General features: G+C 71.2%; 12 protein-coding genes. 8 read left to right on the forward strand and 4 right to left on the reverse strand.

All coding sequences use genetic code 11. The annotated features are described in order from the left end of the window. Positions 1-48: 48 nt before the first annotated feature. A complete protein-coding gene (locus FH610_RS24860; RefSeq protein WP_338104579.1) occupies positions 49-447 on the forward strand; it encodes a VOC family protein in 399 nt (132 codons plus the stop codon). 70 nt (positions 448-517) lie between these two features. On the opposite strand, the gene FH610_RS24865 is transcribed toward FH610_RS24860, so the two are convergent. After that, positions 518-1891, reverse strand: a complete 1374-nt coding sequence (locus FH610_RS24865) for a hypothetical protein (RefSeq protein ID WP_139577250.1) — start codon at positions 1889-1891, stop codon at positions 518-520. Between the two features lie 116 nt (positions 1892-2007). Next, positions 2008-3615: a dolichyl-phosphate-mannose--protein mannosyltransferase gene (locus FH610_RS24870; protein ID WP_139577251.1), complete on the reverse strand. Its 1608-nt coding sequence runs from the start codon at positions 3613-3615 to the stop codon at positions 2008-2010. A gap of 106 nt (positions 3616-3721) precedes the next feature. On the opposite strand from FH610_RS24870, the gene rsmI reads away from it, so the two are divergent. Beyond that, positions 3722-4543 carry a 16S rRNA (cytidine(1402)-2'-O)-methyltransferase gene (rsmI, locus tag FH610_RS24875; RefSeq protein ID WP_139577252.1) on the forward strand — a complete coding sequence of 274 codons (822 nt, stop codon included), beginning with the start codon at positions 3722-3724 and terminating at the stop codon, positions 4541-4543. A 96-nt stretch (positions 4544-4639) separates the two neighbouring features. On the opposite strand, the gene FH610_RS24880 is transcribed toward rsmI, so the two are convergent. Continuing rightward, positions 4640-6148 (reverse strand): hypothetical protein, encoded by a 1509-nt coding sequence (locus tag FH610_RS24880; protein WP_205826035.1) that lies wholly within the window; start codon positions 6146-6148, stop codon positions 4640-4642. Between the two features lie 395 nt (positions 6149-6543). Here FH610_RS24880 and FH610_RS24885 point away from each other — a divergent pair, with 395 nt between their 5' ends. Genes FH610_RS24885 through rsmA form a run of 4 tightly spaced genes read left to right on the forward strand, consistent with a single transcriptional unit; the run spans position 6544 to position 11195 of the window. Then, entirely contained in the window at positions 6544-7782 is a 1239-nt protein-coding gene (locus FH610_RS24885; RefSeq protein ID WP_205826036.1) for a glycosyltransferase family 2 protein, read from the forward strand. A 59-nt stretch (positions 7783-7841) separates the two neighbouring features. Continuing rightward, positions 7842-9428 (forward strand): methionine--tRNA ligase, encoded by a 1587-nt coding sequence (gene metG, locus FH610_RS24890; RefSeq protein WP_139577254.1) that lies wholly within the window; start codon positions 7842-7844, stop codon positions 9426-9428. A gap of 2 nt (positions 9429-9430) precedes the next feature. Beyond that, the gene (locus tag FH610_RS24895; RefSeq protein ID WP_139577255.1) at positions 9431-10288 is read left to right on the forward strand and encodes a TatD family hydrolase; all 858 of its coding nucleotides are present in this window, start codon (positions 9431-9433) and stop codon (positions 10286-10288) included. Positions 10289-10307: 19 nt separating this feature from the next. Next, positions 10308-11195 carry a 16S rRNA (adenine(1518)-N(6)/adenine(1519)-N(6))-dimethyltransferase RsmA gene (gene rsmA / locus FH610_RS24900; protein ID WP_139577256.1) on the forward strand — a complete coding sequence of 296 codons (888 nt, stop codon included), beginning with the start codon at positions 10308-10310 and terminating at the stop codon, positions 11193-11195. On the opposite strand, the gene FH610_RS24905 is transcribed toward rsmA, so the two are convergent. Continuing rightward, entirely contained in the window at positions 11171-11761 is a 591-nt protein-coding gene (locus FH610_RS24905) for a TIGR03086 family metal-binding protein (protein ID WP_139577257.1), read from the reverse strand. The genes rsmA and FH610_RS24905 overlap by 25 nt on opposite strands. Positions 11762-11857: 96 nt before the next feature. On the opposite strand from FH610_RS24905, the gene FH610_RS24910 reads away from it, so the two are divergent. Further along, positions 11858-12526 (forward strand): TetR/AcrR family transcriptional regulator, encoded by a 669-nt coding sequence (locus FH610_RS24910; protein ID WP_240809174.1) that lies wholly within the window; start codon positions 11858-11860, stop codon positions 12524-12526. Positions 12527-12632: 106 nt separating this feature from the next. After that, positions 12633-13664: a M4 family metallopeptidase gene (locus FH610_RS24915; RefSeq protein WP_139577258.1), complete on the forward strand. Its 1032-nt coding sequence runs from the start codon at positions 12633-12635 to the stop codon at positions 13662-13664. Positions 13665-13730 lie beyond the last annotated feature (66 nt).

Here is a 13730-nt window from a genome sequence, read left to right on the forward strand (position 1 = left end):
GCCTCCTAGCGTTCATCTCCGACGAAGGGAGCACGAATGTTGCGCGGAATGACGACCGTGAGTTTCCGGGCGGACGACGTCGAGCAGGCGAAGAGGTGGTACGCGGAGCTGCTCGGTGTGGAGGCGTACTTCGAGCGCCGGGGACCGGACGGGCGGCTCGCCTACGCCGAGTTCCGCCTCGGTGATTACCAGCACGAACTGGGACTGATCGACCGCCGCTACGCGCCGCACGACGCGGGCGGGCCGGGCGGGGCCGTCGTCTACTGGCACGTCGACGACGTGACGGCGAGCCTGGCCAGGCTGCTGTCGATGGGCGCCGCCCAGCACGAGGCGCCGACGGAGCGCGGCCCCGGGTTCGTCACCGCCTCGGTCGCCGACCCGTTCGGCAACATCGTGGGGATCATGTACAACGCCCACTACCTGGAGGTCCTCGACGGCCGCGCCTGAAAGTCGCAGCACCGTGCGCCGCCCACGAGGCGCATACGGCCATCGCAGAACGCGGGGTGCCCGGCCGGGTTCAGCCGAGGCCGGCGTACTGGCGGGGGCGCAGGGCCTGGGCGCGCAGCGCGGCGAGCGCGGCGCGCCGCCCGGCGTCCGTGAGCCGCCACGGCACGGCGCCCGCCGCACGCCTCGCGCTCTCGGACGCTCGGCCCACCGCCGTCTCCAGGGCTGGGCCCGTCGCCTCCGGCGTGTGGGCCGCGGCCTCCAGCCCGAGGGCGTCGAGGCGGTGCCGGAGCCGGGCGAGCGGGCCGGTGAGGTCGGCGCCGCCGACCCGGCCGCCGTCCGTGGCGCGCCAGCCCTCGCCGTTGACCACCTCGGCGACCCGGTCGCGCAGCTCGCCGTCCCGCACCACGTCGCGGTCCACCAGGATCATCAGTGCCGACTCGCGGATGGAGACCTCGAAGTCGTGCTCCCCGGGGGCGGGGACGAGCAGCGTGGGCGCGGCCGCCTCCCACATCGCGGCGCGGTCGTCCAGCAGGTTCCTGCCCGTGGTGGTGAGCACCAGCCTCCGGCCGCTGCGCCGCAGCGCCCCGAGATCGTGTACGGCGATCTGCCGCAGCTCGGTGAGAGCGGGTACGTCGGCCTCGCCGCGCACCACCCCGGACCTGGTCCGATTGCCCCAGCCGAACCGGTCGGCCGCCTCGGCGGCCACGGCACGCCCGACGTTGAGCCGCTCGGTCAGGCGGACCCCGGTGCGGGCCAGGCCGAGCAGCCAGCGCAGCGGTTCAAGGTGCGGCTCGTCCGGAGCCGCGATGGGGGCGTGCAGCCGCACCTCGAAGGGCTGGGCGAGCTCGCGGCGGGCGGTGCCGCGTCCGAGCACCCAGCGGTTCAGCCGCTCGCCGTGGACCCGGTGCAGCCAGCAGTCGCCGCCCAGCTCGGCGCGGGGCGCGGTGAGCCAGCGGCGGGTCAGCTCCTCACGGTCCACCGGGTCGCCGGTGACGATGGCCAGCTCCAGGGCGGCCGCGCACGCGACGTGCGCCCCGAGCTCCTCAGGCCCCATGATCGAGCTCCACGACAGCTCGGCGACGTCCGGGGGCAGCACCCCGGTGGCCTCGAGCTCACGGTGGTAGGCCGCGGCCCCGGCCTCCTCGCCCTCCCTGGCGTACGTCAGCAGGATCCGGGCGGTGGCCGGGGAGTCGCACAGGGCGGCGTAACGCTCCATGCCCGCGAGCCTGAGCAGCCGGCCGAGGGCCCTGGCGATGGTCGCCTGGTCGCCCGGCACCTTGATCGGCAGCGTGTACCAGAGGAACTCGCACACGTCGAACTGGCTGATGGTCTCCAGCGCCTCGCCGCCGGCGAGCCACTCGACCGCGACGCGGGCGGGCTCGGCGATGTCCGGCTCGGAGCGCTCCAGTTGGGCGAGGAGCGCGGCGACGTCAGGTGCGGGCATGACCCGCAGTCTGCCGTATCGACCCCATCGTTGACGACGACCCGGCATCACTCGCGACCACCCCCCCTCTGGGTGCACCTTAGGGCGCGACGTACGCGCCCAACCATACGGGGGTGTCAGATCCACGAGTCGAACAGCATCCTCGCGTGCCAGGAGTCGTACGGGATGGACTCGGCGGCGATCACGGGATAGAGCCACCCGAAGTTCACCAGAGCCAGGAGCACGAACGCGCCGACCACGGCCGTGCCGGTCACACGCCGGTTGGGCTGGGCCGGATTCTCCCTGCCGATGATCAGCCCGCAGGCCAGCACGAGTGCCAGGATCATGAACGGCACCATCGGCATCGCGTAGAACATGAACATCGTCCGGTTGTCCGCGATGGCGAAGTAGAACCACGGCAGCCATCCGGCGGCGTAGCCGAGCAGCACCGCGCCCGCCCGCCAGTCGCGGGTCGCGACGTACCAGGCGATCATGCCGATCAGCGCGAGCACACCGGCGAACCAGATGACCGGCGTTCCGGTGCCGAGGACCGCCCAGGAGCAGGAGGCGGCGCCGCAGTTCTTCGGCGACTCGTAGAAGAACGCCACCGGGCGCAGCAGCAGCGGCCACTGCCACGGCTCGGACTGGTACGGGTGGCTCGTCTCCAGACCGGTGTGGAAGGTGAGCACCTGCTTCTGGTAGTCGAACCACGAGCGGAGCGAGTCGATGACGAAGTAGACCGGGCCGCTCGAAGTGGCCTGGTCCCAGTTGCGGCCGTATCCCTTGTCGGTGACGAACCACCCCGTGAACGACAGGACGTAGGTGACGATCGGGACGACCGCCATCCACGCGGCGGCGAGGGGCAGGTCGCGTCGGACGACCACGCCGTACGGCCGGGGCGTTCCGACGGCCCGCCGGGCGCCCGCGTCCCACAGCAGCGACATGATCGCGAAGGCGGCGATGTAGAAGCCGCCGGTCCACTTGGTGGCCATGGCCAGGCCGAGGCACACCCCGGCGGCCAGGCGCCAAGGCCGCAGGCCCAGCCGCGGACCGTCCGCGGGCGACCCCGCCTCGCGCCAGTCCGCGAGCCGGCCGCGGGACCAGTCCCGGTCGGCCACGAGGCAGGCGAAACCGGCGAGCACCCAGAACATCAGGAAGATGTCCAGCAGCGCCGTACGGGACAGCACGAAGTGGAGGGCGTCGAGGGACAGCAGCAGGCCCGCCGCGCAGCCGAGCAGCGTCGAGCGGGTCATCCTGCGGGCGGTGCGGGCGAGGATCAGGATGGACAGCGTGCCGAGCAGCGCGGCGGTGAAGCGCCAGCCGAACGGGTTCGCTCCGAAGATCATCTCGCCGAAGCCGATCAGCCACTTGCCGACCGGCGGGTGCACCACGTAGGAGGCGCACTCGCCCACCGAGCCGCACTGCTTGAAGATGTGCTCGTTGCCGGCGAGCAGGAGCTTGTCCGCGCCGTCCACGAACTGCCGTTCGACGCCGTACTTGACGGTGGCGAAGGCGTCCTTGGCGTAGTACGTCTCGTCGAAGACGACCGAATGCGGTGTGCCCAGCCGGTAGAACCGGAGGAACCCGCCAAAGAGGGCGACCAGGATGGGGCCGAGCCAGCCCCACATGGCGCTGCCGGGCATGGGCGGCACGAGCCGGTCGCGCAGGGAAACCGCGGGAGCGTTGTCCTGTGGTCCCTCTTCCGGCTGCTCGAACGCCTTGTGAGAATAGTCGGTCACGGCCACGCCGACAGATTACTGGTGAGTCCCCGCCAAGGACACGGGTCGCGCGTGGATTGGGCCAACCGGCCGCTCGTCGATGAATGTTTCACGCCCGCCATAGGGTGGATGCGTGCTCGTTCTCGCCGCAGCCCCGATCGGCCAGCCCAAAGACGCGTCCCCACGGCTGCGCGAGGTGCTCGCCGCGGCCGACGTGATCGCTGCGGAGGACACCCGCCGGCTGCGGCGGCTCGCGGCCGACCTGGAGATCGCCATCGGGGGCCGCGTGGTGTCCTACTACGACGCCAACGAGAGTGCCAGGGCCGCCGAGTTGCTGGAGGCGCTGCGCGAGGGACGGACCGTCGTCGTGATCACCGACGCGGGGATGCCGGGCGTCTCCGACCCCGGCTATCGGCTCACCCGCCTCGCGGTCGAGGCCGGTCTGCCCGTGACGGCGCTGCCCGGCCCGTCGGCGGTGACGACCGCCCTCGCCGTCTCCGGCCTGCCGAGCGACCGGTTCTGCTTCGAGGGGTTCCCTCCGCGAAAGCCGGGGGAGCGGGCCAGGCGGCTGGCGGCGCTGGCGGCCGAGGAGCGCACGATGGTGTTCTTCGAGGCGCCGCACCGCCTGCACGCGACCTTGGAGGCGATGGCGGAGGCCTTCGGCGCGCAGCGGCCCGCCGCCGTCTGCCGGGAGCTCACCAAGACCTACGAGGAGGTGCGGCGCGGCGGCCTCGGCGAGCTGGCCGAATGGGCCGCGGGCGAGGTCAGGGGCGAGATCACGCTGGTGGTGGCGGGACGGACCGCCGAGGAGGCCGCGCCGGGCATCGAGGAACTGGTCGAGGAGGTGGCCAGGCGCGAGGGCGCGGGCGTGCCACGCAAGCAGGCCATCGTCGAGGTGGCCAAGTCGGCCGGCGTCCCCAAGCGCGACCTCTACAACGCCGTCCACGGCGTCTGACCCAGGGAAACGCCGACCCCGGGAAAACGCCCGACCCCGGGAAACGCGATCCGCGGCGCCTGACCCCCGGACGGGGGCCGGGCGCCGCGTGCCGGGTCAGCGGAGCGAGGGGCGGCGCCGCGATGACGGGCGCAGTGAAGACGGGCGCAGTGGCGACAGGCGCAGGGAGGACAGCCGCGGCGAGGGGCGGCCCAGCAGACCGGCGGCGGTGATGCCGGCGGCGAGGCAGGCGAGCGGCACCGCGGGCAGCAGGTAGCGGTAGTCGAACTCGGCAGTCGCCGCCGGGGCCAGGATCAGTCCCACCGCCCCCAGCCAGGGCAGCAGTTCGGGCCCGCCGAGGTCGCGCCAGCGTCGCGCCACGCCGTACAGGCCGAACAACAGCAGCAGGCCCAGCACGATGCCCGGCAGCCGTACGACCTTCTGGTAGCCGATCATGATGTCCGACCACGGCGAGACCACGTGCGTCGCGGCCGGGCCGTTCTCGTACGCCTCGGCGTCCTTGTCCGTGGTGCTGTGGTAGGAGCTCCACTTGGGCAGCTTGCGGGTGTACTCGTTGTCGAACTCGTACTGCAGGAAGGTCTTGGCGTCGGGGAACCGCGGGCGGCCCCACTGGAAGGCGCGGAAGAAGTCCTTGGCCACCGCGGCCAGGTAGTCGCCCGGCTGGGACAGGATCGCCTTCTTCGCGAACGCGCTGGCGTTCGCGTTGATCTCCGGGGTGAACTTCATGCCCGAGCCGAAGACGTGGAGCTGGTTCTGGTCGTCCCACCACAGGTACGCCTGCGCGGACAGGCCGCGGTCCTTGGGCGCGACGTTGATGCAGAGCAGCGCCAGCTCGAGCTCGCGGCGCTCGTCGATGTTCATCTTGTGGCAGTCGGCGAACAGCGACGTCCTCATGTAGAGGATCACCCCGTCGCTGTTGGTCATCGCGAACTGGCCGTTCACCGCCTTGAACCAGCCCATGTAGGCGAGCACGGGCAGCGCGCACGCGGCGATCATGGCGGCGATCGGCTTCCAGCCCGCCCGCTTGATCACCAGATAGGCCACGACCAGGGCGAGGATGGGCAGGCCGATGCTCCGGGTCAGCGCCGTCAGCGCGAGCAGCAGGCCGACCACGGTCCCGCCCTGCCAGGTCATCCGCTCCCGCCACAGCACGAGCGTCACCACGCCCACGACGAGCAGGATGAACATGGTGTCCGACATGATCAGCTGTTCGAGCTGGATCTGGTAGGCGTCGAACATCACGGGGGCGGCGGCCAGCGTCGCCCCCCAGCCTGGCATCCCAAATTTTCTGGTCAGCAGCGCATAGATAAGGAACGCCGCCGCCAGGCCCATGAGGTGCTGGGTCAACACCACGAGCGAGAAACTGTGGAACGGCTTGAGCAGCAGCAGCCAGAAGCTGTACCCGTCGGGGCGGATCGGGTGCGGACGCGGGCGCAGCGCCACGGACACGTAGTCGTAGGAGTCGTTGAACCACATGGCCGGGCCGAAACCCAGCATCGTGACGATCCGCAGCACGAAGGCGACGCCGAGCGTGACCGCGAAGACCCGGTGGCGGCGCAGCAGGGCGAGCGGACGGCCCCAGCCGCCGACCGGGGAGGCGTTCACCGACGGAGGATCCGCGATCGCGACCATCAAAGTCGCGCGGAGCCGACCGCCTGCTTCAGCCGGCGGGTGCGTCCGCGCTTCCTCCCCTCGAATTTCGCCGGTTCCTTCGAATGGACACCCGCGGGCATGTGGCGGAAAACCACGCCACCCGGCCGGAGTTCCGGCACTTCACCTGCGGGCATACCGCGCACGCCGACGTGGCCGGCGCGCTGAGAATTCTCCGGGCCGGGCTCGTCCTCTGCGACGCCGCTTGGCCGGCGACGCGGGGAGCCCGCCGCTCCAGCGGTGGGTGGAGTCACGGTTACAGAATGCCAGCCGTTTCGCGGACTTGACTCGGACGCTACTGGGAAGCGGGCATCATTGGTGTCCTGCCGTCATATGCGAGGAGTTGCGACGTGGAACTTACCGTTGTCATGCCATGCCTCAATGAGGCCGAGACCGTTGAGATCTGTGTTCGCAAGGCTCTCACCTGCATGCGCGAGAACGGAATCGACGGCGAAGTGGTCATCGCCGACAACGGCAGCACCGACGGCTCGCAACAGCTGGCCCGTGACGCGGGCGCCCGGGTTGTCCATATTGACGAGAAGGGCTACGGCAACGCCCTGATCGGCGGCATCCGCGCCGCCCGAGGCAAGTACGTCATCATGGGCGACGCCGACGACTCCTACGACTTCACCAGCCTGATGCCCTTCGTCGAGCAGCTCCGGGACGGCGCCGAGCTGGTCATGGGCAACCGGTTCCGCGGCGGCATCGCCCCGGGGGCCATGCCCCCGCTCCACCGCTACCTGGGCAACCCGGTCCTGTCGTTCATCGGCCGGCTGTTCTTCCCCAGCGCGATCGGCGACTTCCACTGCGGACTGCGCGGCTTCCGCCGTGACTCGATCCTGCGGCTGGGGCTCCAGACCGGCGGCATGGAGTTCGCCTCCGAGATGGTCGTGAAGGCGACCCTGCAGGGGCTCGACGTCCGCGAGGTGCCGACCACGCTGTCGCCCGACGGCCGCTCCCGCCCGCCGCACCTGCGCTCCTGGCGGGACGGCTGGCGCCACCTGCGCTTCCTGCTGCTCTACAGCCCGCGCTGGCTGTTCTTCATCCCGGGCCTGGTGCTCATGAGCCTCGGTCTCGTCGCCGGGGCCGCGCTGACGTTCGGCCCGGTCTACATCGGCAAGCTCGCCTTCGACGTCGACACGCTGGTCGGCGCGTCCGCGATGGTGGTCAGCGGTTTCCAGGCCGTGCTGTTCGCGTTGTTCACCAAGGTGTACGCGGCCGAGGAGGGCTTCCTCCCCGAGGACCGGCGCATCCGCAGGCTGGTGGACGTCGTCACGCTGGAGAAGGGCCTGCTCGCGGGTGGCGCCCTGGCCGTGGCCGGTCTCGTCGGCCTCGTGGCCTCGCTCGCCCACTGGGGCGGCCGCGGCTTCGGCGAGCTGATCCCGGCCGAGTCGCTGCGCCTCGTCGTGCCCTCGGCGACCGCGTTCGTCATGAGCTTCCAGACGATCTTCGCGTCGCTGTTCATCAGCATCCTCGGCATTCGCCGTACGCGGGAGAACCCGGTCGACATCGCGGCGTCCGCCGCCGAGGAGGCCGCCGAGGCCGTCAGCCGCGAGTCCGAGACCGCCGGTCGCGAGTCCGTGGCCTAGGGACGCCACCGGCGTTTTAACCCGGGGAGTCATCTCCCCGGGGCCGATAGGATTCGCACATGGCGGCTACAGGAACGACTGCATCCGGGGAGTCGGCGTTCTACGTGACGACGCCGATCTACTACGTCAACGACGCCCCGCACCTGGGCCACGCCTACACGACCGTCGCGGGCGACGTGCTCACCCGCTGGCACCGCCAGCGCGGCGAGAAGGTGTGGTACCTCACGGGCACGGACGAGCACGGTCAGAAGATCATGCGTACGGCCGAGGCGAACGGCGTGTCACCCCAGGAATGGTGCGACAAGCTCGTCGAGGACGCCTGGAAGCCGCTCTGGGAGCACCTCCAGATCGCCAACGACGACTTCATCCGCACCACCGAGCCGCGTCACACCGACCGCGTCCAGGAGTTCGTGCAGGACCTGTACGACAAGGGCGAGATCTACAAGGGCGGCTACGAGGGGCCCTACTGCGTCGGCTGCGAGGAGTACAAGTCCCCCGGCGACCTGCTGGAGGGCGACCTGTGCCCGATCCACAAGCGCCCGGTGGAGTGGCTGAAGGAGGAGAACTACTTCTTCAGGCTCTCGGCGTACGGCCCGCGCCTGCTCGAGTTCTACGAGCAGAACCCCGACTTCGTCCAGCCCGCCTCGGCGCGCAACGAGGTCGTGCAGTTCGTGAAGCAGGGCCTGCAGGACCTGTCGATCTCGCGGTCGACCTTCGACTGGGGCGTCCCGATCCCCTGGGACTCCAAGCACGTCATCTACGTGTGGATCGATGCGCTGCTCAACTACGCCACGGCCGTCGGATACGGCTCCGACCAGGCGAAGTTCGACGCCACCTGGCCGGCGAACGTGCACCTGGTCGGCAAGGACATCCTCCGGTTCCACGCGATCATCTGGCCCGCCATGCTCATGGCGAACGGCCTGCCGCTGCCGGGGCGCGTGTTCGCCAACGGCTGGCTCATGGTCGGCGGCGAGAAGATGAGCAAGTCCAACCTCACCGGCATCTCGCCCCGCGATCTGACGAGCCACTTCGGCGTGGACGCCTACCGCTACTACTTCCTGCGGGCGATCCCGTTCGGCCAGGACGGCTCGTTCTCCTGGGAGGACTTCTCCGCCCGCTACACCTCCGAACTCGCCAACGACTTCGGCAACCTGGCATCCCGGGTCGCGGCGATGATCGGCAAATATTTCGACGGAACCCTTCCCGAGGCGAAGGACGCGGGTCCCGCGGAGCAGGCGATCGCGGACGGCCTGGCCGCGGCGGCGGCCCAGGCGGACACCATGATCGGTGACAACCTGGACTTCGCCGGCGGCATCGGCGCCGTCTTCGACTTCGTCAAGCAGGTCAACGGTTATCTGAGCGACCAGGCGCCGTGGAAGGTGGCCAAGGACGACTCGCCCGAGGGGCAGGCGCGGCTCGCCACGATCCTCTACACGGCGGCCGAGTCGCTGCGCGCGATCGCGGTCCTGCTCCACCCGATCATGCCGGCCACGAGCGCCAAGCTGTGGGCGTCCCTCGGGGCGGAGCCGCACCTGGGCGTGCTCGCCGACCAGCGGATCGCCGACGTCGCCACCTGGGGCAGGCTGCCCGCCGGGGCGCAGGTCGTCAAGGGCGAGATCCTCTTCCCGCGGCTGGAGAACGCCTGACCATGTCGCGTGAGCGTCCCGCGCCGCCCGAGGCGCTGCCGGCGGAGGTGTTCGACAGCCACTGCCACCTGGACATCATGGTCGGCAACCGGCAGGCGTCCTCGGGCGATCCCGTCGCGCTGGCGGCCCAGGCGGCCGGGGCGAGCGTCGCGTCGATCCTCGCCGAGGCGAGGTCGGTCGGCGTGACGCGCCTGGTGACGGTGGGATACGACCTGCCCTCCTCGCGGTGGAACGCCGAGGTGGCGGGCGAGCACCGGGACGTCTACGCGGCCGTGGCCATCCACCCGAACGAGGCGCACGCCTCCACGCCCGAGGTCCTCGCCGAGATCGAGGACCTCGCGCGGCGGCCGCACGTGCGGGCGGTGGGGGAGACCGGACTCGACTACTTCCGCGACTGGGCGTCGAAGGACGACCAGCACGCCAGCTTCCGCGCGCACATCGAGATCGCCAAGCGGACCGGCAGGGCCCTGGTCATCCACGACCGCGACGCGCACGACGACGTGCTCGCCGTGCTCGCCGACCAGGGCGCCCCCGACGTGGTGGTCTTCCACAGCTTCTCCGGCGACGCCGAGATGGCCAAGCGGTGCGTGGACGCCGGTTACTTCATGTCGTTCTCCGGCCCGGTGACCTACAAGAACGCCGGATATCTGCGCGAGGCGGCGGCGGTGGCCCCGCCCGAGCTGATGCTGGTCGAGACCGACGCCCCCTACCTGCCCCCGACGCCGCACCGGGGCAAGCCCAACGCGCCCTACCTGATCCCGCTCACGCTCCGCTGTCTCGCGGAGGTCAAGGGCATGGACGTCGCCGACCTCGCCGCCCGGATCACGGCCAACGGCGAGACCGTCTTCGGCGCCTGGTAGCGCGGGGGACACTGGAGGCATGAGTCTGCTCGGGCCGGTCGAAGTGCGTGCACTCGCGGAGAAGCTGAACATCCGGCCGACGAAGAAGCTGGGGCAGAACTTCGTGATCGACGGCGGCACCGTCCGCCGGATCGTCCGGCTCGCCGAGGTCGCACCGCACGACGTGGCGATCGAGGTCGGGCCGGGGCTCGGCTCGCTCACCCTCGCCCTGCTCCCGGAGGTCGCCGAGGTCGTCGCCGTGGAGATCGACCCGGTGCTGGCGGAGCAGCTGCCGCTGACGGTCGCCGAGCGGGCCCCCGAGGTGGCCGGCCGGCTGACCGTGGTGCACGCCGACGCGCTCAAGGTCGGGCCCGCCGAGCTCGGGACCGAGCCGACCGCGCTGGTCGCCAACCTGCCGTACAACGTGTCAGTGCCGGTCGTGCTGCACCTGCTGGAGGTGCTGCCGTCGCTGCGGCGCGGGCTGGTGATGGTGCAGTCGGAGGTCGCCGACCGGCTCGCCGCGGCGCCGGGGTCGCGCATCTACGGCGTTCCCTCGGTCAAGGCCGCTTGGTATGCCGACGTGCGCCGGGTCGGTCCGGTCGGGCGCAACGTCTTCTGGCCCGCGCCGAACGTCGACTCCGGCCTGGTCTCGCTCGTACGGCGGGAGCCGCCGGCGACGACGGCGACCCGCGAGGAGGTGTTCGCCGCCGTCGACGCGGCGTTCGCCCAGCGCCGCAAGACGCTGCGCGCCGCGCTCGCCTCCTGGGCCGGAACGGCGGCCGCCGCGGAGAAGGCCCTGCTCGGGGCCGGGATCGACCCCTCGGCGCGTGGGGAGCAGCTGAGGGTCGAGGACTTCGCCCGCATCGCCGAACAGCGGGTCGCGCCGGCGGCGCACCAGCCGGGTCAGATCGGCCGGCGGCCGAGGTAGGCCAGCAGCACGGCCACTTCGCCGGCGTCGTCGCCGGTTTCCAACGCGGGAGCGTACGCGCCGTAGGCCCGCAGCGGTTCGACGATCCGGGTGGCGACCTCCATCAGCGGCAGGGCCATCTCCGGGGTGAGCGGCGAGGGCTGCCCCGTGGCCACGGCGATGTCCCAGGCGTGCACCGCCGCGTCGAGCGCGCACGCGCCGGCCGCGAGCCATGCGGGCATGGGGCCCTGGGGGAGCGGCACCGGCACCTGCTCGGCGTCGTCGTCCACCGTCGCCCAGGCGCGGGCCGAAGCGTCCAGCCCCGCGGCCAGGTGCGCTCGGGGGTCGCCCTCGATGCGGCCGGAGGGCGAGAACGGGTCCTCGGAGGGCCACGCCCCACCGGTGATCGCGGCGGCGAAGGCGATCTGGTCCCCGGTCGCGTGCTGCAGCACCTGGGTGACCGACCACTTCTCGCACGGAGTGGGGGAGTCCCACGCCTCGTCGCCGACGCCCGCGACGGCGTCGCGCAACGCGTCGTGCGCCTGGGTCAGCAGGGTCCGCCAGCTCGCCGTCGTGGTCTCGTTCATCGGTGTTTCCTCTCCTCGTTCAGACCGGAATGTTCCGTTCCGCTACTGAGGACTATAGCAGAACGGAATGTTCTGTTCCACTGCTACTGTGAGCGCATGCCGAAGCAGATGGACGACCACGGTTCCAGCGGCCTCGCCGGACGGCGGGGCCAGGCGGCGCGCAACGACGCCGCCATCCTCGACGCCGCCAGGGAGGTCTTCCTCGCCGATCCGAAGGCGCCGGTCGCGGCCGTCGCGGAGCGGGCCGGGGTCGGAATGAGTGCGCTCTACCGGAGATATCCCGGCAAGGAGGACCTGCTGCGCAGGTTGTGCCACGACGGTCTGCGTCGCTGGATCGAGGAGGCGGAGGCCGTCGAGACCGAGCCGGATGCCTGGAAGGCCCTCGTCGTCTTCCTCGAACGGATCGTCGACGCCGACGTGCACTCGCTCACGGTCCACCTTGCCGGCACCTTCACGCCGACCGAGGAGATGGGACGCGACGCGCAGCGGGCCGGGGAGATGATGGGCCGGCTGGTGGAGCGGGCCCACGCGACCGGGCGGTTGCGCCGTGACGTCGTCGCCGACGACTTCGGTCTCGTGCTGGAGGGGTGCGCCGCCGTCCGCCTGCCCGATCCGGAGCGTACGCGGGAGCTGCGGCGGCGCTTCCTGTCGATGGTGCTCGACGGTGTCGCCGGAGCCGATGTGACCGGGGACGACGTGGCGGCTCTCCCCGGCCCGGCTCCGCAGCCGGGCGAGCTGAACTGGCGATGGCGACGGTCGGGTTAGTCGGATCTGACCGAAATTGATCATTGCGGACGTGTATCGGCTCTTGCGGCCTATCTGGGGTGAGACGACGATCTCCGGTACTTGTGCACTTTTCTCCGGAGGACTCATGCTCCCCAAACGTTCCGCCGCCCTGGCCGCCGCCCTCGCCACCGCCGTCGTGAGCGCGCCCGTCACGCCCGCCGCCGCGCGGACCGGTGCGTACACGGCGACCGCGACGGCGACCGTTTTCGCCCCCAACCCCGTGCAGCAGCTCGGCCTGCAGGACCTCACCGACGCCAAGGACGCCGACCTGCCCGAGCTGGGGCCGGCGTACACGAAGGTCACGCTGACCGACCTCGACGGCTCCGGCACGCTCACCGGCCGGTACGTCGTCGTGAAGAGCTCGACCGGCGGCGCCGCCAAGGCCGCCGACGGCGCCTTCCCGGCCTACCACCGTGACGTGGACCAGTTCGAGCAGGTCATGGGCTACCACTGGGTGACCACCGCGCAGCACTACATCCAGTCGCTCGGCTTCGGCAGCACGCTGCGGCCGGTGAACCAGCGGCAGATCGAGTTGCGCATCAACCAGTACGGCGGCGACAACTCCTTCTTCCGCGAGGACAAGGCCAACATCACCCTCGGCAAGGGCGGCATCGACGACGGCGAGGACGCCGAGGTGATCGTCCACGAGTACGGCCACAGCGTCCAGGACGGCCAGGTGCCCGGTTTCGGCACCACGCTGGAGTCCGGCGCGATCGGCGAGGCCTTCGGCGACTATCTGGCCGTGGCCGTGAGCAGCTGGGCGACCGGTGTTCCGACCAGGACGGACGAGGCCTGCGTGGCCGATTGGGACTCGGTGAGCTACTCGAGTGCCCCGCACTGCCTGCGCCGGCTGGACGGGACCAAGCACTACCCCGAGGACGTCAGGGGCGAGGTCCACGCCGACGGCGAGATCTGGTCCCGCGCCCTGTGGGACATCCGCCGGGTGCTCGGCGACCGGAAGGCGAGCACCCTGATCATCGAGGCGCAGTTCGACTTCGCCCCCGGCACCACGTTCAAGGCGGCCGCCGAGGCGACCGTCGCCGCTGCTCGGCGTCTCTACGGCGCGAGTGCGGCGAGCGCCGTCACCGGTGCGTTCGCCGACCGCGGCATCCTCTGAGCGCCGTGCCCCGCCCGGTCGGGCATTTCGGGCGGGGCACGCCCCGGGGGCACTTCCGACGGGGGT

The sequence above is a fragment of the Microbispora catharanthi genome (genome assembly GCF_006334915.2).
Classification (GTDB): Bacteria; Actinomycetota; Actinomycetes; order Streptosporangiales; family Streptosporangiaceae; genus Microbispora; species Microbispora catharanthi.